Below are 25,003 nucleotides of genomic sequence, written 5' to 3' on the forward strand. Positions count from 1 at the left end.
CGTGCCCCGTTCGCGTGTCAGGTCAGGGGGCGGCGAAATACAGGTCGGCGAAGCTGCCGCGGACATGCTCGCCCGTGGGGGCGTAGTCGCGGACCTTCTTGGCCACCACCGTGATGTTGGGGTTGGCCCCGAACTCGATGGATGGGATGTCGGCCGCCACGGCCTTCTGGAAGTCGAAGAACAGCTGGCGGCGCTTGGCCTCGTCCACCTCGACGGCGGCGGCTTCGAGCAGGCGGTCCACCTCGGGGTTGCTGTAGTGCGGGGCGTTCGAAAATGGCAGGCCGATCTTGAAGTTCTTGGACCAGAAGATGCGCTGCACGCCCACCGAGGGGTCGAAGATGTTGGTCAGGCTCTCGGCCGTGATGTCCCATTCGCGGTCGGTATAGGCCTTCTTCACGTAGGTGGCGAAGTCATAAGTCTCCACGGCGGCATCGATGCCGATGCGGCCCAGCGACTGGCGGATGAAGTCGGCCGAGCGGCGCTCGACGAAGGGGTTGTAGAGCACGCGCAGCTTCAGGCGCGTGCCGCTGGCGTCCTTCTTGAAGCCGGCGGCATCCAGCGCCGCTTCGGCCGCCTTGGGGTTGTAGGCGATGCGCTGCACGCTGGCATCGTGGTAGCGGCTGTGCGCACCGATGGGCGTGGCCGAGAGCTTGCCCAGGCCATACCACACGGTGTTGTTATAGGCATTGGCGTCGATGGCCTGGGCGATGGCACGGCGCACCTCGATGTTCTTGAGCGCGGGTGTGTCCAGGTTGAAATACACCTGCTGGTGGTTGCCCACGTAGGGCGAGATGCGTGTGTCGATCTCGATGCCCGGGAGCTTCTTGAAGCGCTCCACGTCCGACAACGGGATGGAGCTGCCGGCGCTCAGGTCGATGCTGCCGGACTCCAGGCCTGCGGCACGGGCTACGCCGTCGGTGATGAAGCGCACCACGATCTTGTCGAGGTAGGGCTTGGGCTTGTCCCAGTAATTGGGGTTGCGCTCCAGCAGCACATGGCTGCCCTGCACCCATTCCTTGAAGACGAAGGGCCCCGTGCCCACGGGGGCACTGTTGTACTTGCTGGTGTTGACGTCGGTGCCTTCGTACAGGTGCTTGGGCACGATGGGGGATTCGGCCGCCGACAGCGCCGTCAGCAAGAAGGGTGATGGCTTGGAGAGCACCACCACGGCGGTGTGGGCGTCGGGCGTCTTCACCTCGGTGACGTTGGCGAAGCTGCCGCGTCCGCGCGGGTGCACCTGCTTGAGCGTCTGGATCGAATACGCCACGTCGGCCGAGGTGAAGTCCCTGCCGTCATGCCACTTCACGCCCTTGCGCAGGGTGAAGGTGTACTGCAGGCCGTCCTTGCTGACGGCCCAGGCGGTGGCCAGCTGGGCCTTGGGCGCCAGGTTCCAGTCGTAGGTGAGCAGGCCTTCGACGATCTTGGGGCCGATCTCGGTGTTGCCGCCGGCCGTGGTGGTCAGAGGTACCAGCGACGAGGGCACCGGGTTCACGGCCCAGTTGAGCGTGCCGCCGTGGCGCGCCTGGGCCATGGCCGACAGGCTGGCCAGGCCGGCAAGGCCGAGCACGACGGCGATGCGTTTCCACGGGAGGGCGGGGCGCTGTGGGGGGCGGGGCATGGAGATCCTTTGCATGAGAGCGTGTTGGTAGACAAGCCCCAATGTAGGCAGCCCCCCCGGGCCCTACAACGAACGATTCTGAGTAAGCAAGTGCTACTTTGTACTTACGCCGCCACTGCCGCAGGGGTACCCGCCAATGCCTGCCGGGCCTGCTCGGCAACGTGGTCGCGCACGCTGCGCGCAGGCCGGCCGAGCACGCGCTCCACGGTGGATGTGGTCTCCCGCGCGGCCCCGGCGGCAATCAGTTGCCTGAACTGCGCATGCACCTGCGCGGTGAACGCCGGCAGGGCGGCCGGCGCCTGGCTCGCTGGTCCTGGCGCCTGCACGGCCACCGTGCGGCCCAGCGCCGCACCAGCCGCTGCGGCCAGGTCGGCGAAATCGAGCGGCTCGGGTCCCGTCAGCACCCAGGGCCCGCCATCTTCCGGTGGCTGCACCGCAGTCTCCAGCAGGGCTGCCACGGCCACGTCGGCGATGTCGCGCGCGTCGATGTAGGCCACGCGGGCGCCGGCGAAGGGATCGGTGAGCGCATCGCCCTGCTGCAATGGCTCGGCCAGCCGCCCCAGCGCCACCTGGGCCCAGGCGTTGGGTTGCAGCACCAGGTGCGCAATGCCTGACTGTGCGAGCTGCCGCTCCACGGCCGCATGCAGGTCGCCCGAGAGCGATCGCCCAGGCGGGGTGGTGGTCCACGCCGAGCCCGAGAGCTTGACGATGCGCTGCACCCCCGCGCGCTCGGCGGCCGCAATCGCGTTGCCCTGGTGCACGGCCAGCAGCGGGTCGATGGGCGAGAGCAGGAACAGGTGCGTCACGCCGCGCAAGGCAGCGTCCAGCGTGGCGGGCTGGCCCAGGTCGCCCGCGGCAATCTCCACGGCGGGGCCCAGCACCCGGCGGGCGTGCTCAGGCTGGCGGGTCAGCGCGCGCACGGCAACGCCTTGTGCCAGCAGGCGCGGCACCAGCAATTGGCCCAGCTTGCCGGTGGCACCTGTGACGAGAACACGCAGGCTCTGGACTGAGGATTCGGTAGTCATGTGGCGGTCTCCCAGGCGTCAGGCGGCCAACGGCAACGCAGTGGCGGCCTCGGCCTGCGCACGCAGCCGGGCCAGGGGACGTGGGTCCACCCATTCGCCCAGTGCGAAGTCGCGGGGCAGAAAACCCCATGCAAGCAGGAAATCCTTGAAATGGCCGATGGCATCGACCAGGGGCGCATCCAGGCTGAGGCCCAGGTGGCGGTGTACCTCGGGTCCGTTGGAGGCGAGCACGGCTTCCTCGGTGGTGGCGATCTCGCGCGCCACGAAGCGCAGGGTCTCGTCAGGGTGCTGCTCGGCCCAGTAGCTCGCGCGCTCGACCACGCCGAGCAGGCGCACCACCAGGTCGGGGCGCCGGTCGGCCAGGGCGGCGTCCACCGTCAACGTGCGCGGGGTGCCGTTGTTGATGCGCACCTTGGGGTCCGGGTGCTTGCCGAACTCGGCCACCACCTGCGCACCGATGAGGTTGGCCACCACGATGCCCTCGGCCCCCTTGACGAAGATGGCATCCGCCTCGCCGCGCACCAGGGCCTGCACCTCGGCGAAGTAGGGGTGGCGCCGGCGCAGGCCGTGCAGGCTGGGCTCGCCCGCGGCGATGATGACCGACTCCTCGATGGGCAGGTCCACCAGGGTCACATCCTGGTGCGTGAGCCCGGCCAGCGACAGGCCCGACACGGTGCCCTTGAGCGCCGTGGCGCGGTGGAAGTCGATCAGATCGTTCACCCGCCGTGGGATGGCGATGCGCTTGCCCGCCAGCTGGGCGGCGCTGGTCAGGCCGCTGCCCGGCAGGGCGATGAGGGCCTGGAACTCGTCGGTCCAGGTGATGGCCACCAGGCGCGTGTCGCGCCCGCTGGCGCGTGCCCAGATGGGGGGGATGTTGCCGCCCTGGCGGAAGGACCAGGCCAGGTGGTGGTCGAAATGGCTTTCGCGCACGCTGCGGTCCTTGGAGTCGATGATGGACTCGATGGCGATGCCGTCCTCGGCGAAGGCCTCGGCCAGCCAGCCCAGGCGCGCGGCGATGCCCAGGGGCGAAGGCACGGGGCAGCGCGTGTACCAGAGCTTATCGGGCTGGGGCTGGTTGGCTGCGGTGGTGTGTGTCGTCATGGCAGTTCCTCCTGTGGATGGGCGGGCTGGCCTGGTCAGGCCTTGCCCAGCCAAACGTTGGCGAGGTTTCCGGCAGGGCCGTCGCCGCCCACGGTGTGGTTGCGCACGCGGCGGTCGGCAATGGTGTAGGTGTCGGGCGCCACGAGGTTGATGTCGGGCAGGTCGCGGATGATCAGGCGCTGGAACTCGGTGATGAGCTGGATGCGCTTGGCCTCGTTGGTCTCGACGGACGCGGCCTCGAGCAGGCGGTCTACCTCGGCGTTGCTGTAGGCCGAGCCGTTGGAGAACGGCAGCCCGCGCTTGTAGTTCCTGGACCAGTACAGGCGCTGGATGCCCACTGTGGGGTCGAAGGTGTTGCTCATCGCGCTGATGTGCAGGTCGAAGTCGCGGTCGGTGTACACGCGCTTGATGTAGGTCGCGAAGTCCTGCGAGCTGAGCTGCAGCTCGATGCCGATGCGCGACAGCGACTGGCGCAGGAACTCGGCCGTGCGCAGGCCGCCCTCATTGGGGATGGGCGTGGCGCGCAGCTTCAGGCGCAGGTTGCCCCCGGCCTTGCCGCGGGTCAGGCCCGCTTCGTCGAGCAGTTTCTCGGCCTGCTTGACGTCGTAGGGCAGCACGGGCAGGTCGGGCACGTAGTATTTCTTGAGCGTGTTGCTCACCGGACCGGGGATGAGCTTGCCCTGGCCGTACCAGGCCACCTTGAGCAGGTTGTCGCGCTGGATGGAGTGGGCGATGGCCTGGCGCACGCGCAGGTCCTGCAGGGCCGGGGTCTCCAGGTTGAACTCGGTGCGGTAGATGGAGTTGATGTACTGGTAGCCGTTGCTCTCGAACACCAGGTTGGGCTTGGCGCGCAGGCGCTCCACGTCGGCCAGCGAGACGGGTGAGCCCGGCGCCAGGTGCACCTCGCCGCTTTCGATGGCGGCCGAGCGTGCCGCGGCATCGGGGATGAAGCGCACGATCAGCCGGTCGATGTAGGGCTTGCCTTCGTCCCAGTAGGCCGGGTTGCGCTCGAAGATGGCATGGCTGCCGCGCACCCATTCCTTGAACACGAACGGGCCTGTGCCCACGGGGGCATTGTTGGCCGGGTTGGCATCGGCCTTGCCGGTGCCATACAGGTGCTTGGGCACGATGGGCGTCTCGGACGCTGCAAGCGCCGACAGCAGGTAGGGCACGGGCTTGGCCAGGCGCAGCACCACGGTGTGGGCGTCGGGCGTCTGCACCTCGCTCAGCGCGGCAAAGGTGGCACGCCCGCGCGGGTGGAATTCCTTGACCAGGTTCAGCGAATGCGCCACGTCGGCCGAGGTGAAGGGCTTGCCGTCGTGCCATTTCACGCCCTGGCGCAGCTTGAAGGTGTACTGCAGGCCATCGGCGCTGGTGGTCCACGAGGTGGCCAGCTGCGCCTTGGGGTTCAGGTCGAAGTCGTAGGTCAGCAGGCCTTCGGTCACCTTGCCCGAGATCAGTACCGAGGCATTGGCCGTGTGCGCGATGGTGGTCAGCGTCGGTGGCTCGGGAAAGATGAGCAGCGTGAGCGATCCGCCGCGCTGGGGCGTCTCACCACCTTGGGCCTGGGCCCAGGGGACCAGGGTGGCAAGGCCCAGCCCGGCGGTGCCCTGCAGAAAGGCGCGGCGCGAGGCATCCCGCTGCACGGCAGCGGCGGCAAGGGTGTGGATATCGTCGAAGGATGGCATGGATGGACAGAACGGTGTGGGAGTGAATCGGTGGCAGGCCGGGCTATGCCGCGGCCTGCAGCGCCGCGCGGCCCGCATGGGTGCGCAGCAGGTTGTTGGGAGGTGCATGGATCAGGCTGCAGAGCACGTTGCGGTGGTGCCGCTCCAGCGGGTTGCGCCGGGCCAGGCCGTGGTTGCCGGCCAGCTCGAAGGCCGCTGTAACAGCCTGGGCCGCGTTGTCGGTCACCACCTGCTTGACCAGCGCACCCAGGTGGTCGGGCGCAGTGCCGGCGTCGTAGGCCTGCGCATGGCTGAGCAGCAGCCAGTCGTTGGTAGCCAGCAGCTCCTGTATGCGGCCCACGGCGTCCTGCACCGTGGGCACGCTGGCCAGCGAGGCACCACCCAGTGCGCTGGGCTTGCGCTCGTTGAGAAAGCGCAGCAACCAGTCGCGCGCCGCCTGCGCCGCAGCGTGGTAGACCGAACCCACCTGGCTGAAGTACCAGGCGATGGTGGTCGCGTCGCGCCGCAGGCCCAGGTGCGCAGGCCGCAGGCCCACGGTATGGCCGAGCGGCACGGCGACGTCGTGGAACAGCACATCGTGGCTGGCCGTGGCGCGCATGCCCACCGGGTCCCAGGTGTCGACCACCTGCACACCGGGCGCACCGCGCCGCACGAGAAAGCTGCCCAGGCGCGGCTCGGGCTCGTCGGTCACGGCCAGCACGCTGATCCAGGAGAGCAGGGGCACGCCCGTCACGTAGAGCTTGTGGCCCGACAGCAGCCACTGGTCGCCCACGCGCCGTGCCACCGTGGCCGGCAGGCCGCCGTGCGAGGGTGAGCCCAGTGCGGGCTCCACCTGCGCGGCGTTGAGCAGGGAGCGGCCTTCGAGCGACTCGGCGATCAGCTGCCGTGCCAGCGCCTCGGGCCATTCGTCCGAGCCCTGGCGCAGGCTGCGCGCGATGTGGCCGTGCAGGCTGTAGTGCATGGACAGGATCAGCGCCACCGAAGGATCGCCATAGGCAATGGCGCTGACGACCTCGCGCGCCACGGCCAGTCCGGCGCCATGGCCGCCGTGGGCGCTGTCTATCGTCATGCGCAGCAGGCCCGCGGCATGCAGGGCCGCGAACTGCGCCTCGGGCGGGGCGCCGCTCTGGTCGTGCTCGGCGGCCAGCAGGGCGAAGTCATGGCCCAGCTGGCGCGCATGCGCGATGAGATCGGCGTGCGCGGCGGACCGGGGCGAAGCCTGCAAAGGCTGGGACAGGTCACTCACAGGCGATCTCTCAGTCTTCAAGCCCGGGCGGCACCTGGAAGCCGCCGTACGCCTGCTCCAGCAGGTGGGCGAAGTGGATGCTGGTGTGGTCTTCGAGGTAGGGGCCCACGGCCTGCGCGCCGATGGGCAGGCCATCGCCGTCCAGCCCCAGCGGGAAGCTGGTGGCCGGCAGGCCCGGCAGCACCGGCAGGCCGGCCCAGGTGAACAGATCCAGAAAGCGCACGGGCTTGCTGCCGCCCTCGAAGGCCACGGGGTAGCTGCGCTCGTCCTTGGGTTCGCTGTGGTTGTGCGCAAAGGCCTGGGTGGCCAGCACGGGGGTGACGACCACGTCCACCACCCCGAACAGCTGTTCCCACTGCTGGCGCAGCTTCAGCCGTGCCTCGTTGTCGTGCAGCCAGGCGCGGTGCGACAGGCTGAACGAGCGCAGCCAGGCGGCATCGGCACTGGTGTCTTCGGGCGCCAGGGCGTCCAGGCGTGCCTGGGCCCCGGCCGACAGCGCGGGCGGTTCGGCCAGCGAGGAGCCGAGCAGGCTGCGGTAGATGCGGTGGGCCTCGCCCAGGTCGGGCAGCAGGCCGGCGGGCAGGTCGCTGGTTCGCAGCACCTGGCTGCCCTGGGTGCGCAGGCGCTCCACCACGCGCTCGATGGCCACGCGCTCGCCCAGGCTGCGCTCGGTGCCGGGCCACTGGTCGATCACCAGCACGCGGTAGTCGGCCAGGCGCTGGTGCCGCGCCGGGGGCAGGGTGGCGCGCCAGGCCTTGGCCTGCAGCGGGTCGAGGTTCAGCAGCAGGTCGAGCGCCAGGGCCAGGTCGGCGGCGCTGCGCGCCAGCGGGCCGGCCACGCTCAGGTCGCGGTCGGCCACGCGCCCGGCGGGCAGGCCGGCGCCGCGCAGGCCGATCAGGCCCTGGGTGGGCTTGTGGCCGTACACGCCGTTGAAGTGCGCGGGGATGCGGATGGAGCCGCCGATGTCCGAGCCCAGCTCCAGCGCCACAAAGCCCGCGGCCAGCACCCCGGCCGAGCCGCCCGAAGAGCCGCCGGGCGTGCGCGCCACGTCCCAGGGGTTGTTGCTCACACCGTACAGCGGGTTGTAGCTCTGCAGGTCGGCCAGGCCCACCGGCACGTTGGTCTTGCCCAGCACCACGGCGCCGGCCTCGCGCAGCGCGCGCACCACCCACGAGTCCTGCGCCGCCACGTTGCCTGCGTGGGCAGGGTTGCCGGTGGCCGTCACCAGGCCCTGCACGTCGAAGGATTCCTTGACCGTGATGGGCACGCCCAGCAGCGGCTTGCGCTCGCCGCGCGCCAGGGCCTCGTCGGCCGCCCGGGCCGCAGCGCAGGCCTGTTCGAAATCGCGCACGGCGACGAGGTTGAAGGCCGCGTCGTGCCGGGCGATGCGCGCCAGGCTGTGCTCCAGCAGCGCCGTGGCGGTGATGCGGCCTTCGGCCAGGGCGCGGGCCTGCTCGACGGCGCTGGCAAAGCTCAGTTCGGCGGCGGGGCTGCGGGCGTCGGAAGGGACGGGTGCAGTGGCTGTGCTCATGGAGGCTCCTTGGTGGCGATGGCGTGGATTACTTGCGGGGTTGCAGCCAGGTGTCGGCCAGATCGCCTGCCGTCAGGTCGATGGTGGTGTTGAGCCGGTGCACGCGGGTGCTGTAGACCTGCAGTGCCGAGGGCACGGTGACCAGCGGGTAGGCCGGCAGCTCGCGCCCCACGGTCTGCTGGATCTGGCGGAACTGCGCAGCGCGGCGGGTCTCGTCGACCTCGATCGCGGCCTGGCGGAAAAGCTCGTCCACCTGCGGGTTGTTGTAGTGCGCCGCGTTGATCCAGATCAGCGGGTTCTTCACGCCGTCGCCCCAGTAGATGCGTTGCACGCCCACGGTGGGGTCGTACAGGCGGCCCAGGCCGTTGACGTTGAGGTCGAACTCGCGCGCGGTGTAGGCGCGCTTGAGGAAGGTGGGCAGGTCGCCGTCGAGGATCTCCACGCGGATGCCCACGCGCGCCAGCGAAGAGCGCAGGAAGTCCGAGGTGCGCTTGAAGTCGGCACCCGGGATGTTGGTGACCTTGAGGGCAAAGCGCGTGCCGCCGCCCTGGCGCGGGTAGCCCGCCTGGTCGAGCAACTGGTTGGCGCGGGCCACGTCGTACGGGTAGTTGAAGGTGCTGTCGTCGTAGTAGCTGGTGAACACCTTGGGGATGGGCGAGTTCACCACCTCGCCGCGCTGGTACCAGACCACGCTGCTCAGCGCATTGCGGTCGATGGCATGGGCAATCGCGTGGCGCACCTCGGCCTTGGCCAGCACCGGGTTGTCCAGGTTGTATTCGAGGAAGACGGCGTTGTTGAGGTAGGCGTCGTAGGTGTCCTCGACCTTGAGCTGCGGGTTCTTGCCCAGGCGCTCCAGGTCGGCCAGGTTCACGTTGCTGGCCACGTCCACCTCGCCGGCCTCCAGTGCGGCCGAGATGGCCGCCTTGTCGGGGATGAAGCGGAAGATGATGCGGTCCAGGTGCGGCGCGCCGCTGCGCCAGTAGTTCGGGTTCTTGCGCAGGATGATGTGGCTGCCGCGCACCCACTGCTCGAAGATGAAGGGCCCCGTGCCCACCGGTGCCGTGGCATTGGCACTGGCCAGCGGGTCGCCGTCGCCATAGCGGTGGGCCGGCACGATGGGCAGCTCGGCCGAGGACAGTGCCTTGATGAGGTAGGGCGCGGGCTTGGAGAGCACGAGCACGGCCGTCAGCGCATCGGGCGTGTCCACGCGCTCCACGTTGGCCAGGGTGATGCGCCCGCGCGGGCCCTGCTTCTTCTGCGTGAGCACCGAGTAGCGCACGTCGGTCGCGGTGAAGTCCTTGCCGTCGTGCCACTTGACGCCCTTGCGCAGCTCGAAGGTGTAGCGCAGGCCATCCGGGCTCACGCTCCAGCGCGTGGCCAGCAGGGGCTGGGGCTTGAACTGCGCGTCGTAGCGCAGCAGCCCCTCGGTGATCTTGGCGCTGATGTTGCGGATGCGGGTATTGGTGTCCAGCAGCGAGACCAGGATGGGCGGCTCGATGTCGCTGGCGTAGGTGAGCGTGCCGCCCTTGACCGGGGTGGCGGCATCGGTGGCGGGCTGTGCCAGTGCCAAGGCTGGCAGCACAGCGAAGGCAAGGTGGGCGAAGGTGCGGTGGAGGGCCATGAAAGAGGGGGAGGGCTGGGTGGATGGAGCGCGGTCAGAAGCGCAGGCCGGCCTGCTTGAGCAGCGGCAGGATGCGGTCGCCGAAGAATTCGAGGTCGGGTTGGAAGTCGAAGAAGCTCAGCTGCAGGCCGTCGACGCCTGCGCGCTTCAAGGCCACGAACTGCTCGACCACCTGCTCGGGCGTGCCGATGACCTCGATGTTCCCGCCGATGGCGCGGCGCTTGGGCGCATCCACGCCCACGCGGCCCTTCCAGGCATGGGCGTCGCTGTCGAAGCCGTTGAAGCCCTGGGGCGAATGCTGGTCCTGCGCGGCCACGATGGCATCGTGGTAGGCCCAGGTCTCGGCCTCGGTCTCGCGGCTGATCACCATGGGGTTGAGCAGGGTGCGCACCTCGCGCCCCTGGGCCCGCGCAGCGGCCTTCACGCGTGCCGTGTGCGCCGGCAACGCGGCGATGGCGCTGGCGAAGTCCGAGCCCGCGGGGCTGGTGATGAACACGATGTCCGAATAGCGCGCGGCAAACTCGATGCCGGCGTCCGACCCCGTGGCATTGACCAGCACCGGGCGGCCATAGCGCGGCTTGGGCGAGACGAAGGCACCCTGCAGCTTCCAGGAGGAGCCGCCTTCGTACGAGTAGTTCTCGGTGTCGGTCCACAGGCGCTGCACCACCTCCAGGAACTCGGCGGCCAGTTCGTAGCGCCGGTCGTGGTCGATGCGGTCCCAGCCGAAGGCCTCGTGCTCCACGGCGCGGTGGCCGGTAACCACGTTGATGCCCCAGCGCCCGCCCGAGATGTGGTCCAGCGTGCTGGCCCACTTGGCCAGGTGCAGCGGGTGCAGCGGGCCGTAGAGCACGTGGATGGTGGAGATCAGGATGATGCGCTGCGTGACGCCGGTGAGCGCCGCCGTGGCCATGAAGGAGTCGAGCGCATTGCCGTCGAACACGCCGCCGTAGCCGCCCTTGGGCAGCCACTGCGACAGCGCGAAGACGATGTCGAAGCCGAGGGCCTCGGACTTGAGCACCAGGTCGCGGTTGTAGGCGAACTGCCAGTCGGTGGTGCGGGGCAGGGTGGAGGCGCTCCATCCCCCCGCCTGGATGGGCAGGAACAGCCCGAGCAGGATGGGCTGCTTCAAGGCCTCGGACAAGGGGCTGCCCGGGAAATCGGTGGGTGCGGAGAAACGGTCGAGCCCGACCAGCGAGCCAGCGCGGTGTGTGATGGTGGTCATGAAGGCAATCGGCAAGCCCTGCGCAACGGGTCGCAGGGCAGGAATGGAAACCCTTGCATTGCACCCAATATCGCGGCGGGCTGCAGCGTTCTTTCCGCATTTGCTTATGCGGACATCTGCGCCGATGAAGCTTGCTCCTGGCGCACCGGCTGCTACCGATTCAGGAGCGGCTATCGATATGCGTGCAGCGAGTATGTGCTTTGCGCAGCGCTGCCTATCATGCGCGGCTGACCGGCCTCGGCCGCGTGCCACCACCCCTTTCCCGGAGCCTTCTTGACCACCTACCACTACCTGGGCCGCAGCGGCCTCAAAGTCTCGCGCCTGGCGCTGGGCACCATGATGTTCGGCGGCCCCACCGACGAGGCCACCTCGCACGCCATCATTTCCGCGGCCAAGGCCAGCGGCGTGAACTTCATCGACACGGCGGATGCCTACCAGAAGGGCCGCACCGAGGAGATCGTAGGCCGCGGCATCCGCCACGACCGAGACGACTGGGTGCTGGCCACCAAGTTCGCCAACCGGATGGGCGACGGGCCCAACCGCAGCGGCATCTCGCGCAAGTGGATCATCGATGCGGTGGAGGGCAGCCTGCGCCGCCTGGGCACCGACTACATCGACCTCTTGTACTTTCACCGCACCGACTTCAACGCCCCGCTGGGCGAGGCCGTGCGCGCCATCGGCGACCTGGTGCGGGCGGGCAAGCTGCGCTACTTCGGCGTGTCCAACTTCCGGGGCTGGCGCATTGCCGAGGTGGCCCACCTGGCCGATGCCGAAGGCATCGACCGCCCCGTGGCGAGCCAGCCGCTGTACAACCTGGTCAACCGCACGGCCGAGGCCGAGCAGTTGCCTGCCGCCGCGGCCTACGGCCTGGGCGTGGTCTCGTACAGCCCGCTGGCACGCGGCGTGCTGACGGCCAAGTACGACGATGGTGCGGCGCCCGAAGCCGGCTCGCGCGCCGCGCGGGCCGACAAGCGCTTGCTGGAGACCGAGTGGCGCCCCGAATCCCTGGCCATCGCGCGCCAGATCCGTGACGACCTGGCGGCGCGCGGCGTCCACCCCACCGACTTCGCGGTGGCCTGGGTGCTCAACAACCGCCTCATCACCTCGGCCATCGCCGGCCCCCGCACGCTGGAGCAGTGGGAGGGCTATGTGCGCGCGCTGGACTACCAGTTCACCCCCGAGGACGAGGCCCTGGTCAACCGCCTGGTGGCCGCCGGCCATGCCTCCACCCTGGGCTTCACCGACCCGAGCCACCCCGTGGAAGGCCGCGTGGCCCGCGTGGCGGCGACCGCTGCTGCTGCTACCGCACAGTGAGGCCGGGCCCATGGCACACACCATCCTGCAGATTCCCCGCACGCGCGCGGCCATCCTGGCCGGTGTTCCGGCCCTGGCCGACGCCATCGCCCAGGGCGCATCCCAGCGCGAGGCCGACCGCACGCTCCCCCATGAGGCCTTCCAGCGCGTGCGCCAGTCCGGCCTGGGTGCGCTGCGCATCGGCCAGGCCGATGGCGGCCCCGATTGCTCGCTGGAGGACCTGATCGGTGCCCTGGCCACGCTGGCCGCGGCCGATTCCAACGTCGCGCATGCGCTGCGCATCCACTTCAACGCCACCGAGGCCCTGCGCCTGGCACCGCCCGGCGCCTACCGGCAGCTGCAGGTGCAGCGCACGCTCGAGGGCGCGCTGTTCGGCGGCGCCTACACCGAACGCGGCACCGAGCGGGCCGGCGTGACCCACACCGCGCTGGTGCGCGAGGGCGACCACTTCCGGCTGAGCGGCCGCAAGTTCTATGCCACGGGCACGGCCTTCTCGGACTATGCCAACGTGAGCGTGCTGGACGAAGAGGGCACCATGGTCACCGTGAACCTGCCGGTGGACCGCGAAGGCATCGCCATCCTGGACGACTGGGACGGCTTTGGCCAGCGCCTCACGGCCAGCGGCTCCATCGTCTTCACCGATGTGCTGGTGCATGCCCACGAGGTGCAGTCCCGCGACTCGGGCTCGCTGGTGGGGCGCCACACCTCGGCGCTGCGCCAACTGCACCTGGTGACGGCCGCCGCCGGCGCGGTGCGCAATGTGCTGGCCGATGCCACACGCTTCGTGCGCGATCATGGCCGCCCGGCCATGCACAGCCCGGCCGCCACGGCGCGCGAGGACCACTTCAACCAGCTTGTCGTGGGCGAGCTGTCTGCGGCGTCGCATGCCATCGATGCGCTGGTGCTGGACAATGCCCGCCACCTTGACCGCTCGGCCGATGCCATTGCCGCCAATGCGGCTCAGGCTGCCGACTTGGTGCTGCAGGGCGCACTGGCCACGGCCAAGACGCAGACCGTGGTGGCCCGCCTGGCCCTGGGCGCAGCCGAGCGCATGTTCGAGGCGGGCGGTGCATCGGCCACGTCCAGCAAGCACAACTTCGATCGCCACTGGCGCAACATCCGCACCATCTTCAACCACAACCCGCTGCTGCAGAAGACCCGGGTGCTGGGCGACTACCAGCTCAATGGCGTGACGACACACCTGGAGGAGGGGCGGGTTTTCTGAGGGAAGACCTCGAGGCCGTCACAGCAGCCTGCCTTCATAGTCTGAGGAGGCCTCGTTGATGGAGATGGTGCAGTGCCATCCCGGCCAGAAAGCCTGCGGCCACGTTCCACATGCATAGCGCAGCGCACACCAGGACAACCACGCGATCACCCCGGTCAGAAGGAAACACGCTGCTGCCGATGGCCAACTGCACCCCGGTGAGAAACAGAACAACCCCCAACACCGCTGCAGGGAACAACTGAAACAATGCTTCGACGCCGTTGCTGAAGAACAAGGCCAAGGTCAGAAGCACACAGCCAAGTATGACGACAGAGCCGCCCGTTCTGGCGCCGAAAGCAAGGTGGGCGGCCATACCCCCGGCTCCGTGGCACATCGGGACGCCGCCAACGGCGCCGCTGAACATGTTCATAAGGCCCGTGGAAACAGCGACCCGCCCCTCTGTCACAGGCCGTTGTGGGAAAAGCCGATTGTTCTCGTCGGTCACGGCGATGACCGCATTGCCCAAGGTCAATGGAATCTGCGGCAGCGCCAAGAGGACGACGCCAACAAATACCTGTTTCCAGGTGACGTCCGCCAGTGCGAACGACGGTGTCTTTAACACCATGGATGCATTGCCGAGACGAGAAAGCAGTTCAGGGTGTTGAAAGCCCCCCACTATGGCGCCAAATACAAGCAATACGAACATGGCTGGCACGGTGCGATTGCCCATGAGCAACAACGTGCCGATGGACCCGAGGATCGCGATCAGCCAGTCGGTTTGCATCATCTTGATGCCTTGCAGCATGAAGCCAAAGCCAAGGCCTAAGACAATGCCCATCACCACCGCAGGAGGAACACTTCTGGCAACTCTCGCCATCAGACCGCTCATGCCCAGGACGAACCAGATGATGCCGGTCGCCATGGCGGCGAAGTAGACGGCCGAAGGCGTCACCAGGGCCGTTTGCACCGCCTGAATGGAGGCAACTGCGCCGATGGCCTTCATCGGCTGCACAGGAAATGGCGTCCTGTAGTAAAGCCCGCACACGACCATCGAGATGCCAAAGGCGAAAAGAACGCCGAACGGATCCAGCTTGAGGACGCCAATATAGGCAGCGACAAAGGGGATCAGCGTTCCCAGATCGCCGAATGCACCCGCCCACTCCATTCGATCGTACCGGTTCGTGCTGCGCCGCTTGGGCGCTGAAGCATTCACTTCGGACGCAGAGCTCATGGCAGACCTATCAAAATTTGCTGAGCATTTTAGGTGACCACTTCCGTCAGATCGCGCAGGCGCCTGTGCTTAGCAGTTTCCATTTGGTCCTCGCGGACATGTTGCGAGTCAGTCGGTATTGGTGGATGAAACCACAGAGTGTTGTGTGCCCACAGCCCAATAGAAAGTGGGGCGCGTGCCATTGAGCGCATGCTCCCCGATCACGCGCGACTTGTAGATCACCGGGTTGTGCGAGGCCAGCGTGCGGGCATTGCGCCAGTGGCGGTCCAGGCGGCGGTCCTCCTGCAGGGCGCTGGCGCCGCCCACATCGAACAGGCGCGTGGCGGCGGCCAACACCGCCTCGGTCACTGCGACCTGGGCCTTCGCGGCGCGCAGCTCCACGTCGACCAACAAATCATCGGGCAAGGGCTCGCCGCGCAGGCGCCAGCGGTCGAGCTCGCCCAGGCCGCGCGCCACCTCGCGCGTGGCCAGCGTGGCGATGAAGGCAGTGCTTGCCAGGTGGCCTATGACCTGCTGCACCAGCGGGTCTTCGCGCGGCACGTTGCCGCTGGCATGGCTGAACACGCGCTTGCGCGGCTGCACGAAGGCGACCGCGTCGCGCTCGATGGCACGCGCGATGCCGGCCAGCGTGGCGATGTGGAACAGCTGGAACACGGCGGTCATCAGCGTCGTGCCGCTGCGCGAGAAGTCGATGATGTCGCCGGCCGCCACCACCACCCGGTGAAAGCGTGTGGTGCCCGAGGCCGTGAGGCGCTGGCCGAAGCCGCGCCAGTCGTCCACGCACTCGACGCCCGGCGCATCGGTGCGCACCAGGGCAATGGTGCGCCACTGGGCCGGGTCGCCACCCTCGCGCTCGGCTGTGACCGCCACCCAGTCGGCGTACAGGGTGCCGGTGCTGTAGTACTTCTCGCCGCTCAGCAGCCAGGTGCCGTCTTCTTGCTGGAACAGCCGGGTTTGCAGCCGGCCCAGGGTACCGTCGCCCTGTTCGGTGGTGGCGTTGCCGAAGATGGCGCCTTCGACCACGCGCCGCAGCCAGGGGGCGCGCTGATCGGGCTCGAATTCGGCCAATACGCGTTCGACAAAGCCGAAATGCGCGCGCAGGGCCTGGGGCAGGTTGGAGTCGGCCTCGGCCAGGTCGATGAGCAGGTCGTACAGCTGCTCGGGCGTGGCGCCGAAGCCGCCGTGCTCAATGGGCACGCGCAGCGCGCCGAACCCGGCATCGCGCAGCCAGCCGATGGCCTCGTGCGCCAGCTCGCGCGTGTGCTCGCGCTGGGCAGCATGCTCGGCAATGTGCGCAAAGAGGGGGTGAAAGCGCTGCACGAGAAAGTCATGCGTGGGGGGATTGCGGGACATGGGATGGGGCTTTCTCGGATGGGGGAGGGGCCTGGCGCCGGTTGCGGCCGGAAATGGCCATGCTAGGAGGCTCCCTGCTGTCCTTGAACGAAGGAAAGCGCCACTTCAAATGCGCAGTGCGCATAAGCCGGGGTGTGCTCGGTGGTGCTTGCAGCCATTGCGCATATCGATAGCCGAAATGCTTCTAGCTGCCATGCCCCGCAAGGCCCCGGGCGGGCGCACAGTCTGGGGCCTTCGGTCGCGTTAACCGGACGACCGCCCCCATTTCTCTTTCAACCCATTTTTTGCCATGGCCAGAACCCCCAAGATCGTCGCCGTCTCTGGCGGCCTGCAGCGCCCCTCCCGCACCCTGGCGCTGGTGCAGCAGCTGCTCGAAGGACTGTCGGATGCCCTGCCCGTGGACACGCGGCTGATCGAACTGGGTGAGCTCGTGCCCCAGTTCGGCGGCGTGCTCCAGCGCTCCCAGCTGCCGCCCGCGATCGAGGCCGTGCTGCGCGAGATCGAATCCGCCGACCTGTTGCTGGTGGCCAGCCCGATCTACCGCGGCTCCTACACCGGGCTGTTCAAGCACCTGTTCGACTTCGTGCACCACGAGGCGCTGATCGACGTTCCCGTACTGCTCGCCGCCACAGGCGGCAGTGACCGGCACGCGCTGGCCATCGACCACCAGTTGCGACCCCTGTTCAGCTTCTTCCAGGCGCACACGCTGCCCATCGGCGTGTATGCGACCGACAAGGAGTTCGACAACTACCGCGTGAGCAGCGATGCCCTCAGGGCACGCATTGCCCTGGCGGTCGAGCGGGCCTTGCCGGCATTGCGCCAGCGCGCGCATGGGCTCGTGGAAATCCCGGTTCTCTCGCTGGCCTGACCAAATCCACCACGCAGCGAGGCATGCGGGCAGCGCACACGCGGCCCGCATGCCCGTTTTTTCTTGACGGTGCTCCCGCATGACCGATACCCATTCCCATCCACCGCAGGCTGCACCCGACCAGCGGCCCCGCGCGCCAGACGCATCGCGCGTGCAGCGCCTGCACAGCGACCAGGAGGCCCTGGAGGCCGCACACCGGCTGGCGGCCCTGTTCGCACCCGGTGCCTCCGGGCGCGACCGTGAGCGCCGCCTGCCCTGGGCCGAGCTCGACCTGTGGTCCGAAAGCGGGCTGGGCGGCATCACCGTGCCGCGCGCCTACGGCGGGGCGGACGTGTCCTTCGCCACGCTGGCCGAGGTGTTCGTGATCCTCTCGGCGGCCGACCCGGCACTGGGGCAGATTCCGCAGAACCATTTCGGTCTGCTGGGCGTGCTGCGTGAAATCGGCACCGATGCCCAGAAGCAACGCTTCTACGCCGAGGTGCTGGCCGGCCACCGCCTGGGCAATGCGGGGCCCGAGCGCCGCTCCAGGACCATCCTGCATGGCCAGACGCGCTTGGCGCAAACGCCGCAGGGCCTGCGCCTGACCGGAGAACGCTTTTATTCCACCGGCGCACTATTCGCCCACCGGGTGCCCACGCGCGCGCTGGACGACGAGGACCGGGCCGTGCAGGTCTGGGCACGGCGCGATGCGCCCGGGCTCACGGTGGTCGACGACTGGTCGTCCTTCGGCCAGCGCACCACGGCCAGCGGCACCGTGCGCTTCGACAACGTGGCCATCGACGCGACCGACGTACTGCCCATCTGGCAACTGGCCGACCGGCCGGGTCTGTTCGGGCCCGCGTCGCAGATCGTGCAGGCCGCCATCGACCAGGGCATTGCCCAGGCGGCGCTGGCCGACGCCCTGGCCTTCGTGCGCGAACGCGCGCGGCCCTGGATCGACTCCGGGCTGCAACAGGCAACCGACGACCCCTACATCATCCAGGACGTGGGCCGCCTGCAGGTGGACCTGCATGCCGCGCAAGAGGTGCTGCGCGAAGCCGGCCTGCTGCTGGACGCCATCCGCGCCGCCGGCACGGTGACGGCCGAGGACAGTGCCCGCGCCTCGGTCGCCGTGGCCGAAGCCAAGATCCTGACCACGCAGGTCGCGCTCGACGCCTCCGAGAAGCTGCTGGAGCTGGCGGGCTCGTCCGCCACGCGCGAGGCGCACAACCTCGGGCGCCACTGGCGCAACGCCCGCACCCACACCCTGCATGACCCGGTGCGCTGGAAGGCGCACCTGATCGGCAACTACCTGCTCAACGGTGTCGCCCCACGGCGGCACTCCTGGAACTGACATGGCCCTCGAACTGTTGAACCCCGCCCTGGGGCCGCAGGGCGCTGCCGAGGAACCTGCGCCCCCGCCAGCCCAGCCCGTGCAGCGCATCCGCGACGATGCGCACGCCCTCGAAGTCGCCCGCGCCCTGGCCGCCGACTTTGCGCGCGGTGCGGTGGCGCGCGACCGCGACCGCATCCTGCCCTGGGACGAACTGGACCGCTTCACGGCCAGCGGCCTGTGGGGCATCACCGTGCCGCGCGCCTACGGCGGGGCAGGGGTGTCCAACGTCACCCTGGCCGAGGTCATCGCCACCATCTCGGCGGCCGATGGCTCCCTGGGCCAGATTCCGCAGAACCACTACTACGCGCTCGAAGTGCTGCGCGTGGGCGGCAGCGATGCGCAAAAGGCCTTCTTCTACCGCCGCGCGCTCGACGGCGAGCGCTTTGGCAACGCCCTGGCCGAGATCGGCCACAAGGATTTCAAGCGCCGCACGCGCCTGACCACCGACCACCCCGACGGCTGGCGCGTGGACGGGCAGAAGTTCTACTGCACCGGCGCGCTGTTCGCGCACTGGATCCCCACGCTGGTCAGCGCACAGCAGGGCGGGCGGGACGTGACGCTGCTGGCCTTCATCCCGCGCCGGGCCGAGGGTGTGGCCATCGTCGACGACTGGGACGGCTTTGGCCAGCGCGTCACCGGCAGCGGGTCCGTGTCCTTCGATGCCGTGGCAGTCGACCCGGCCTGGGTCGTGCCCTTTCTCGCCTCGTTCGAGCGGCCCACCCCCATCGGCCCGTTCGCGCAGCTGCTGCACGCGGCCATCGATCTGGGTATAGGGCAGGGCGCTTTGCAGGCCACGATGCCCTTCGTGCGCGAACAGGCCCGGCCCTGGATCGATGCCGGGGTGGAGCGCGCCAGCGACGACCCGCTCACCATCCGCCAGGTGGGTGACGTGGCGGTGCGGCTGCGCGCCGCCCAGGCGCTGCAGCGCCGTGCCGGCCGCTTTGTCGACCAGGCCCAGGCCGCACCCGACGAGGCCAGCGTGGCTGCCGCCTCCATCGCCGTGGCCGAGGCCCGCGTGCTGACCACCACGGCATCGCTGGACGCCGGCAACCGCCTGTTCGAGCTGGCCGGCACCGGCGCCACGCTCGACGGCCTGGGGCTGGACCGCTTTTGGCGCAACGCCCGTACCCACACCTTGCACGACCCGGTGCGCTGGAAGTACCACGCCATCGGCAACTACTACCTCAACGGCCAACTGCCCCCGCGCCACGGTGCGCTGTAGGGCGGGTGGCCATGTCCTTGATCCCCATTTCGCCAGGAACCGCACCGTGATTTCTCCCCGCCCTGTTTCCCCCAACCCTGCGGCCTCGCGCCGCCGCCTCCTGCAGGCGGGGTCTGCCATGGCGCTGGCCGGCCTCGGGCTGCCGGCCGCTGCGGCGCTGAAGGAGCCGCCCGGCACCAGCAAGCTGCTCAAGGTCGGCGTGACCACCGGGCCGCACGAGCAGACCTTCGAGGTGGTCAAGCGCGTGGCCGAGCGCGACTACGGGCTCAAGATCCAGATCGTGCCCTTCACCGACTACAGCCGGCCCAATGCAGCGCTCGATGCTGGCGACCTGGATGCCAACAGCTTCCAGCACCGTCCCTTCCTGGCCGCGCAGGTGCGTTCGCGCAGCTACAAGATCGTGGGCTTCGGCCGCACCTGGATCGGGCCGATCGCCATCTACTCCAAGAAGTACAAGTCCATCGCCGACCTGCCCGAAGGCGCGCGGGTGGCGATACCGAACGACCCGGCCAACGAGAGCCGCACCCTGCTGCTGTTGCAAAAGGCCGGCCACATCAAGCTGCGCACCGGCATCGACCCGATCGAAGGCATCAACGCCACGCCGCGCGACGTGATCGAGAACCCGAAGAAGCTGCGCTTCGTGGAGATCGAGGCCGCCCAGCTGCCACGCACGCTGGACGATACCGACGCCTCCGCCGTGAATGCCGACTATGCGATCAAGGCCGGCCTCAACCCGGCCAAGGACGGCATCCTGGTCGAGGACAAGGATGGCCCCTACGCCTGCCTGATCGCCGTGCGCGAACAGGACCAGGCCCAGCCCTGGGTGCAGCAACTGGTCAAGGCCTACCAGACCGAGGAGGTGCGCGAGTTCATCGTGAAAACCTTCGGCGGCGGCGTGATCCCGGCGTTCTGACCCATGGCCACCCCGAAGAAGCAGATCCTGCTCAACGCGTTCAACATGAACTGCGTGGGCCACATCAACCACGGCCTGTGGACGCACCCGCGCGACGAGTCGGCCGCCTACAACACCATGGAGCACTGGACCGGCATCGCCCGCACGCTGGAGCGCGGGCTGTTCGACGGCCTGTTCGTCGCCGACATCGTGGGCGTGTACGACGTCTACCAGGCCAATGTGGACGTGACCCTGCGCGAGTCGATCCAGCTGCCGGTCAACGACCCGATGATGCTGATCTCGGCCATGGCGGCGGTCACGCAGAACCTGGGCTTCGGCGTCACGGTGAACCTCGGCTACGAGCTGCCCTACCTGCTGGCGCGGCGCTTCTCGACCCTGGACCACCTCACGCGCGGGCGCATCGGCTGGAACGTCGTTACCGGCTACCTCGACAGCGCGGCGCGGGCCATGGGCCTGTCCGAGCAGTTGCCGCACGACGAGCGCTACGACCGGGCCGACGAATTCCTCGAGGTGCTCTACAAGCTCTGGGAGGGCAGCTGGGAAGAGGGCGCCGTTCGGCGCGACCGCGCCGGGCGCATGTACGCCGACCCGGCCAAGGTGCACAAGGTACAGCACCAGGGTCGCTACTACCAGGTGGACGGCTACCACCTGGCCGAGCCCTCGCCGCAGCGCACTCCCGTGCTGTTCCAGGCCGGTGCCTCGGGCCGGGGCCAGCGCTTTGCCGGGCGGCATGCCGAATGCGTGTTCATCTCGCCCCCCAACAAGGCGGCGGCGCGCAAGAGCGTCGATGCGCTGCGCGAGCAGTTGGTGCGCGCCGGCCGGCGACCGGACGATGTCAAGGTCTTCGTCGGCTCTGCCGTGGTGACCGGTGCCACGCACAAGGAGGCGCACGAGAAGTACGAGGACTACAAGCGCTACGCCAGCCGCGAGGCCGGGTTGGCGCACTTCGCGGCCAGCACGGGCGTGGACTATTCGCACTACGACCTGGACGAGCCCATCGTCTACGGCCCCACCAATGCCATCGAGTCGGCCGCGCGCACCGCCGCGCAGCACGGCTGGACGCGCCGGCAACTGCTCGAGCTGTTCGAGCTCGGCGGGCGCTACCCGGCCATCGTCGGTGATGCGGGCCAGGTGGCCGACGAACTGCAGTCCTGGATCGACGAGACCGGCGTGGACGGCTTCAATGTGAGCCGTACCGTGGTTCCCGAAAGCTACGAGGACTTCGTGGACCTGATCGTGCCCGAGCTACAGTCGCGCGGGGTCTACAAGACGGAGTACGCTCAGGGCAGCCTGCGCAAGAAGCTGTTCGGCGAGGCAGACCATCTGCCGGCGCGCCATGCGGGGGCGCAGTTCCGGCGGCCGGGCGGGGCACCAGGCCTGCCCGGCGAGACCAATGCGGCCGAGGCCGCCGCCTCGGTCGCCTGAGAGAAAAATCCCATGAGCGCCTTCAGCGAAGAAACCGTGCTGAGCGTCCACCACTGGACGGACCGGTTGTTCACTTTCACCACCACGCGCGATCCCGCGCTGCGGTTTTCCAACGGCCACTTCACCATGATCGGCCTGCGAGTGGACAACAAGCCGCTGCTGCGCGCCTACAGCATCGTGAGTGCGAACTACGAGGAGCACCTGGAGTTCCTCAGCATCAAGGTGGACGATGGGCCTCTGACATCGAGGCTGCAGCACATAAAGCACGGTGATACGGTCATCGTGGGGCGCAAACCCACCGGCACTCTGCTGATTGACTACACGCTGCCGGGCAAGCGCCTGTACCTGCTGGGTACGGGCACCGGTCTGGCGCCCTTCATGAGCGTGATTCGCGACCCACAGACCTACGAGAGGTTCGAGAAGGTGATCCTGGTGCATGGCGTGCGCCAAGTCGATGAACTCGCTTACCACGACCTGGTGCTCGACCACCTACCCCGGCACGAGTTTCTGGGCGATCTCGTCAAGGACCAGTTGCTCTACTACCCGACCGTGACACGCGAGGACTTCCGCAACCGGGGACGCATCACCGAACTGGTGGCGAGCAACAAGCTGACAGACGACCTGGGCCTGCCGCCCCTGGATGCGGCCGAAGACCGCGTGATGCTGTGCGGCAGCCCGGGCATGCTCGGCGACCTCAAGCACCTGCTGGAATCGAGGGGCTTCAAGGAGGGCAATACATCGACGCCCGGAGACTTCGTCGTGGAACGGGCTTTTGCGGAAAAGTAGGGTGCTGCGTATGGCTCCCCTGGACCGCTGCGGCCTTGACTGAAAACGCATAAGCAAGCATGCAGAACGCATTGGACCGTGCGGTACCGCGCCACCTAAGCTCAGCATCCCATTTCTCATCGAGTTGAAGGAACGCGCTGTGTCCACCGATTTCCCGCTGCGGCCGAGCCGCCGATTGCTTGTGCCCGTACTGCTGGCGCTGACTGCCTCCGTATGGGGGATTCCTGCCTGGGCGCAAGCCAATGCCCTGCCCAAGGAGGTGAGGATCGGCTTCCAGAAAGGCTCGGCCATCCTGGTACTGGCGCGCAAGCAGCAGGTCATCGAGGCCCGGCTGAAGGCCCTGGGCGTGCCCAGCGTGAAGTGGGTCGAGTTTCAGTTCGGTCCTCCCTTGCTGGAGGCGCTGGGTGCCGGCGCGGTTGATCTGGGATCGGTAGGCGATACGCCGCCCGTGTTCGCGCAGGCCGGCGGCTCCAACCTGGTCTACGCGGCGGCCACGCCTTCGGCGCAGCATGCGGTGCTGGTGCCCAAGAATTCGCCCATCAAGACCCTGGCCGATCTCAAGGGCAAGAAGGTTGCCTTCGGCAAGGGATCGAGCGCCCACAACGTAACGGTCAAGGCCCTGGCAACCGCAGGGCTGACGTTCGGAGACATCGTTCCCACCTACCTCTCGCCGGCGGATGCCACGGCGGCCTTCAACGGCGGCAACATTGATGCCTGGGTGGTATGGGATCCGTACTATGCGATTGCCGAGGAGAAGTACGGTGCACGCGCCATCGCCGACACCACGGACAAGCGCCTGACCAGTTCGTCCTACTACATGGCCGGCAAGGACTTTGCGGCGCGCCATCCCCTGGTGCTGAGTGCCGTGCTCGACGAGCTGCGCAAGCTCACCATCTGGTCGGGCGAGAACCGCGAGGAACTGGCTGCGCTGGCTGCGGAAGCAACGGGCATCGACGTGAAGTCGTGGTCGGCCGCGTTCAAGCGGGCAGAGTTCTCGCTGGGCCCAGTGACCGATGCCCACGTGGCGCAGCAGCAGCAACTGGCCGATACCTTTCAGTCGCTGGGCATCATCCCGCGCAAGATCAACGTGCGCGACATCGTCTGGCGCGGCCCTCCCGCACCATGAGTGGGGGCGTCGACCAGGCGACCCAGCGCCGGCGCGGGGTCGGCCTCATCGCGCATGACCCCGAGCGCAGCTTTGGCGGCTATACCCTGATCGCGCCGCAGACGGGCGGCGGCCGTGTCGTGCTGATCGATGCCCGGGGCGAGGTGGCGCACGAGTGGCTGCTGCCCGTGCGCCCGGGTCGGCATGCCGTCATCCTGCCGGGCGGCAACCTGGGCTACAACGGCAGCCATGCCGAATCGCCCGACCTGTATGCGCCGTGGTCCATGTGGCATGGCGGCGATTTCTACGAAGTCACGCCCGCAGGGGAGGTGGTCTGGCGCTACCAGGACCCGACCCACCACCACGATGCCCAGTGGCTGCCCAACGGCCATCTGCTGTACGCCGCCTGCGAGCGGGTGGACGACGGCTTCGCCCAGCAAGTTCCCGGTGGGACGGGCGATCCGGATACACCTTTGTACGCAGACGTGGTGCGCGAGGTCGACCGTTCCGGCCGGCTGGTGTGGGAATGGCGTGCGGCAGAGCACCTGGACCCGGCCCGCTTTCCGATCCATCCGGGCTTCGGTCGCTACCACTGGCCCCTGGTCAACGGCCTGGGTGTAACGGCGGAAGGACTGGTGCTGATGAGCCTGCGCACCACCTCGGGCGTGGTTGGGGTGGACCGGGCTACGGGCGAGGTGCGCCTGTACATCCCGCCCGAGGTCGTGTCGCACCAGCATGCGCCGGTGGCACTCGATAACGGAAACATCCTGGTCTTCGACAACGGCAATTTCCGCACGGGTGCGCACGTGGCCTTCTCGCGTGTGCTGGAGATCGACCCGAGGGATGGCAACCGCATCGCCTGGCAGTACCAGGACGAGACGGCCCAGTTGTTCTACTCGCCCTTCATGGGAAACGCCCAGCGACTACCCAATGGCAACACCCACATCACCGAGTCGTCCACCGGCCGGTTGTTCGAGGTGACGCCGGGCGGGGAGGTGGTCTGGGAGTATGTCATCCCCTGGTTTGCCGAGTACCCCGACGAAGCAGCCCGAAAGACAGGGCCGGGCAGCTCAATAGCGTATTCCAGACCTTTCGCTACGCACCGCACCAGTTGCCCTGGCTGCAGCCGCACCCCTGAACAAGCACCACCGCATG

Annotated in this window: 19 protein-coding genes and 1 pseudogene; 10 read left to right on the forward strand and 10 right to left on the reverse strand. The window is 68.4% G+C overall.

The genetic code is table 11. The annotated features are described in order from the left end of the window. Positions 1 to 22: 22 nt before the first annotated feature. The 8 genes from AC07X5_RS10270 to AC07X5_RS10305 all read right to left on the reverse strand — a co-directional run bounded on the left by AC07X5_RS10270 (position 23) and on the right by AC07X5_RS10305 (position 11,052). A complete protein-coding gene (locus AC07X5_RS10270) occupies positions 23 to 1,618 on the reverse strand; it encodes an ABC transporter substrate-binding protein (RefSeq protein ID WP_494770034.1) in 1,596 nt (531 codons plus the stop codon). Positions 1,619 to 1,722: 104 nt separating this feature from the next. Further along, positions 1,723 to 2,643: an NAD(P)H-binding protein gene (locus AC07X5_RS10275; RefSeq protein WP_494611804.1), complete on the reverse strand. Its 921-nt coding sequence runs from the start codon at positions 2,641 to 2,643 to the stop codon at positions 1,723 to 1,725. 18 nt (positions 2,644 to 2,661) lie between these two features. Next, positions 2,662 to 3,744, reverse strand: coding sequence for an ABC transporter substrate-binding protein (locus tag AC07X5_RS10280; protein ID WP_494608779.1), 1,083 nt, complete (start codon positions 3,742 to 3,744; stop codon positions 2,662 to 2,664). A gap of 35 nt (positions 3,745 to 3,779) precedes the next feature. After that, a complete protein-coding gene (locus AC07X5_RS10285) occupies positions 3,780 to 5,432 on the reverse strand; it encodes an ABC transporter substrate-binding protein (RefSeq protein WP_494608780.1) in 1,653 nt (550 codons plus the stop codon). Positions 5,433 to 5,475: 43 nt separating this feature from the next. Next, entirely contained in the window at positions 5,476 to 6,678 is a 1,203-nt protein-coding gene (locus AC07X5_RS10290; protein WP_494770035.1) for an acyl-CoA dehydrogenase family protein, read from the reverse strand. A gap of 10 nt (positions 6,679 to 6,688) precedes the next feature. Next, complete coding sequence (locus tag AC07X5_RS10295) at positions 6,689 to 8,209, reverse strand: amidase (RefSeq protein WP_494770036.1); 1,521 nt, start codon at positions 8,207 to 8,209, stop codon at positions 6,689 to 6,691. A gap of 28 nt (positions 8,210 to 8,237) precedes the next feature. Beyond that, on the reverse strand, positions 8,238 to 9,830 hold the full coding sequence (locus AC07X5_RS10300) for an ABC transporter substrate-binding protein (RefSeq protein WP_494770037.1): 1,593 nt from the start codon (positions 9,828 to 9,830) through the stop codon (positions 8,238 to 8,240). 34 nt (positions 9,831 to 9,864) lie between these two features. Next, positions 9,865 to 11,052 carry an LLM class flavin-dependent oxidoreductase gene (locus AC07X5_RS10305; RefSeq protein WP_494608784.1) on the reverse strand — a complete coding sequence of 396 codons (1,188 nt, stop codon included), beginning with the start codon at positions 11,050 to 11,052 and terminating at the stop codon, positions 9,865 to 9,867. A 273-nt stretch (positions 11,053 to 11,325) separates the two neighbouring features. Between AC07X5_RS10305 and AC07X5_RS10310 the strand changes: the two genes are divergently transcribed. Together AC07X5_RS10310 and AC07X5_RS10315 are read left to right on the forward strand one after the other, a co-directional pair. Beyond that, entirely contained in the window at positions 11,326 to 12,366 is a 1,041-nt protein-coding gene (locus AC07X5_RS10310) for an aldo/keto reductase (protein ID WP_494770038.1), read from the forward strand. 10 nt (positions 12,367 to 12,376) lie between these two features. Next, positions 12,377 to 13,591 carry an acyl-CoA dehydrogenase family protein gene (locus AC07X5_RS10315; protein ID WP_494770039.1) on the forward strand — a complete coding sequence of 405 codons (1,215 nt, stop codon included), beginning with the start codon at positions 12,377 to 12,379 and terminating at the stop codon, positions 13,589 to 13,591. A gap of 34 nt (positions 13,592 to 13,625) precedes the next feature. On the opposite strand, the gene AC07X5_RS10320 is transcribed toward AC07X5_RS10315, so the two are convergent. After that, a complete protein-coding gene (locus AC07X5_RS10320; protein ID WP_494770040.1) occupies positions 13,626 to 14,801 on the reverse strand; it encodes a putative sulfate/molybdate transporter in 1,176 nt (391 codons plus the stop codon). A gap of 108 nt (positions 14,802 to 14,909) precedes the next feature. Further along, the gene (locus AC07X5_RS10325; protein WP_494770041.1) at positions 14,910 to 16,154 is read right to left on the reverse strand and encodes an acyl-CoA dehydrogenase family protein; all 1,245 of its coding nucleotides are present in this window, start codon (positions 16,152 to 16,154) and stop codon (positions 14,910 to 14,912) included. Between the two features lie 289 nt (positions 16,155 to 16,443). Between AC07X5_RS10325 and msuE the strand changes: the two genes are divergently transcribed. The 8 genes and pseudogenes from msuE to AC07X5_RS10365 all read left to right on the forward strand — a co-directional run bounded on the left by msuE (position 16,444) and on the right by AC07X5_RS10365 (position 24,986). Then, positions 16,444 to 17,022, forward strand: a complete 579-nt coding sequence (gene msuE / locus AC07X5_RS10330) for an FMN reductase (protein ID WP_494770042.1) — start codon at positions 16,444 to 16,446, stop codon at positions 17,020 to 17,022. 79 nt (positions 17,023 to 17,101) lie between these two features. Beyond that, the gene (locus AC07X5_RS10335; RefSeq protein WP_494770043.1) at positions 17,102 to 18,355 is read left to right on the forward strand and encodes an SfnB family sulfur acquisition oxidoreductase; all 1,254 of its coding nucleotides are present in this window, start codon (positions 17,102 to 17,104) and stop codon (positions 18,353 to 18,355) included. A 1-nt stretch (position 18,356) separates the two neighbouring features. Beyond that, the gene (locus tag AC07X5_RS10340) at positions 18,357 to 19,619 is read left to right on the forward strand and encodes an SfnB family sulfur acquisition oxidoreductase (RefSeq protein ID WP_494770044.1); all 1,263 of its coding nucleotides are present in this window, start codon (positions 18,357 to 18,359) and stop codon (positions 19,617 to 19,619) included. Between the two features lie 118 nt (positions 19,620 to 19,737). Beyond that, positions 19,738 to 20,532: a MetQ/NlpA family ABC transporter substrate-binding protein gene (locus AC07X5_RS10345; protein ID WP_494770098.1), complete on the forward strand. Its 795-nt coding sequence runs from the start codon at positions 19,738 to 19,740 to the stop codon at positions 20,530 to 20,532. Positions 20,533 to 20,535: 3 nt separating this feature from the next. Then, positions 20,536 to 21,957: an LLM class flavin-dependent oxidoreductase gene (locus AC07X5_RS10350; RefSeq protein ID WP_494770045.1), complete on the forward strand. Its 1,422-nt coding sequence runs from the start codon at positions 20,536 to 20,538 to the stop codon at positions 21,955 to 21,957. Between the two features lie 12 nt (positions 21,958 to 21,969). Further along, the gene (locus AC07X5_RS10355; protein WP_494770046.1) at positions 21,970 to 22,743 is read left to right on the forward strand and encodes a ferredoxin--NADP reductase; all 774 of its coding nucleotides are present in this window, start codon (positions 21,970 to 21,972) and stop codon (positions 22,741 to 22,743) included. 139 nt (positions 22,744 to 22,882) lie between these two features. Next, entirely contained in the window at positions 22,883 to 23,869 is a 987-nt protein-coding gene (locus AC07X5_RS10360) for a sulfonate ABC transporter substrate-binding protein (RefSeq protein ID WP_494770047.1), read from the forward strand. Next, a pseudogene (locus AC07X5_RS10365) lies at positions 23,866 to 24,986 on the forward strand (aryl-sulfate sulfotransferase). The gene AC07X5_RS10360 and the pseudogene AC07X5_RS10365 overlap by 4 nt, the downstream one beginning before the upstream one ends. Positions 24,987 to 25,003 lie beyond the last annotated feature (17 nt).

It is taken from the genome of Acidovorax sp. GW458-11-26-14-TSB4 (assembly GCF_059423865.1).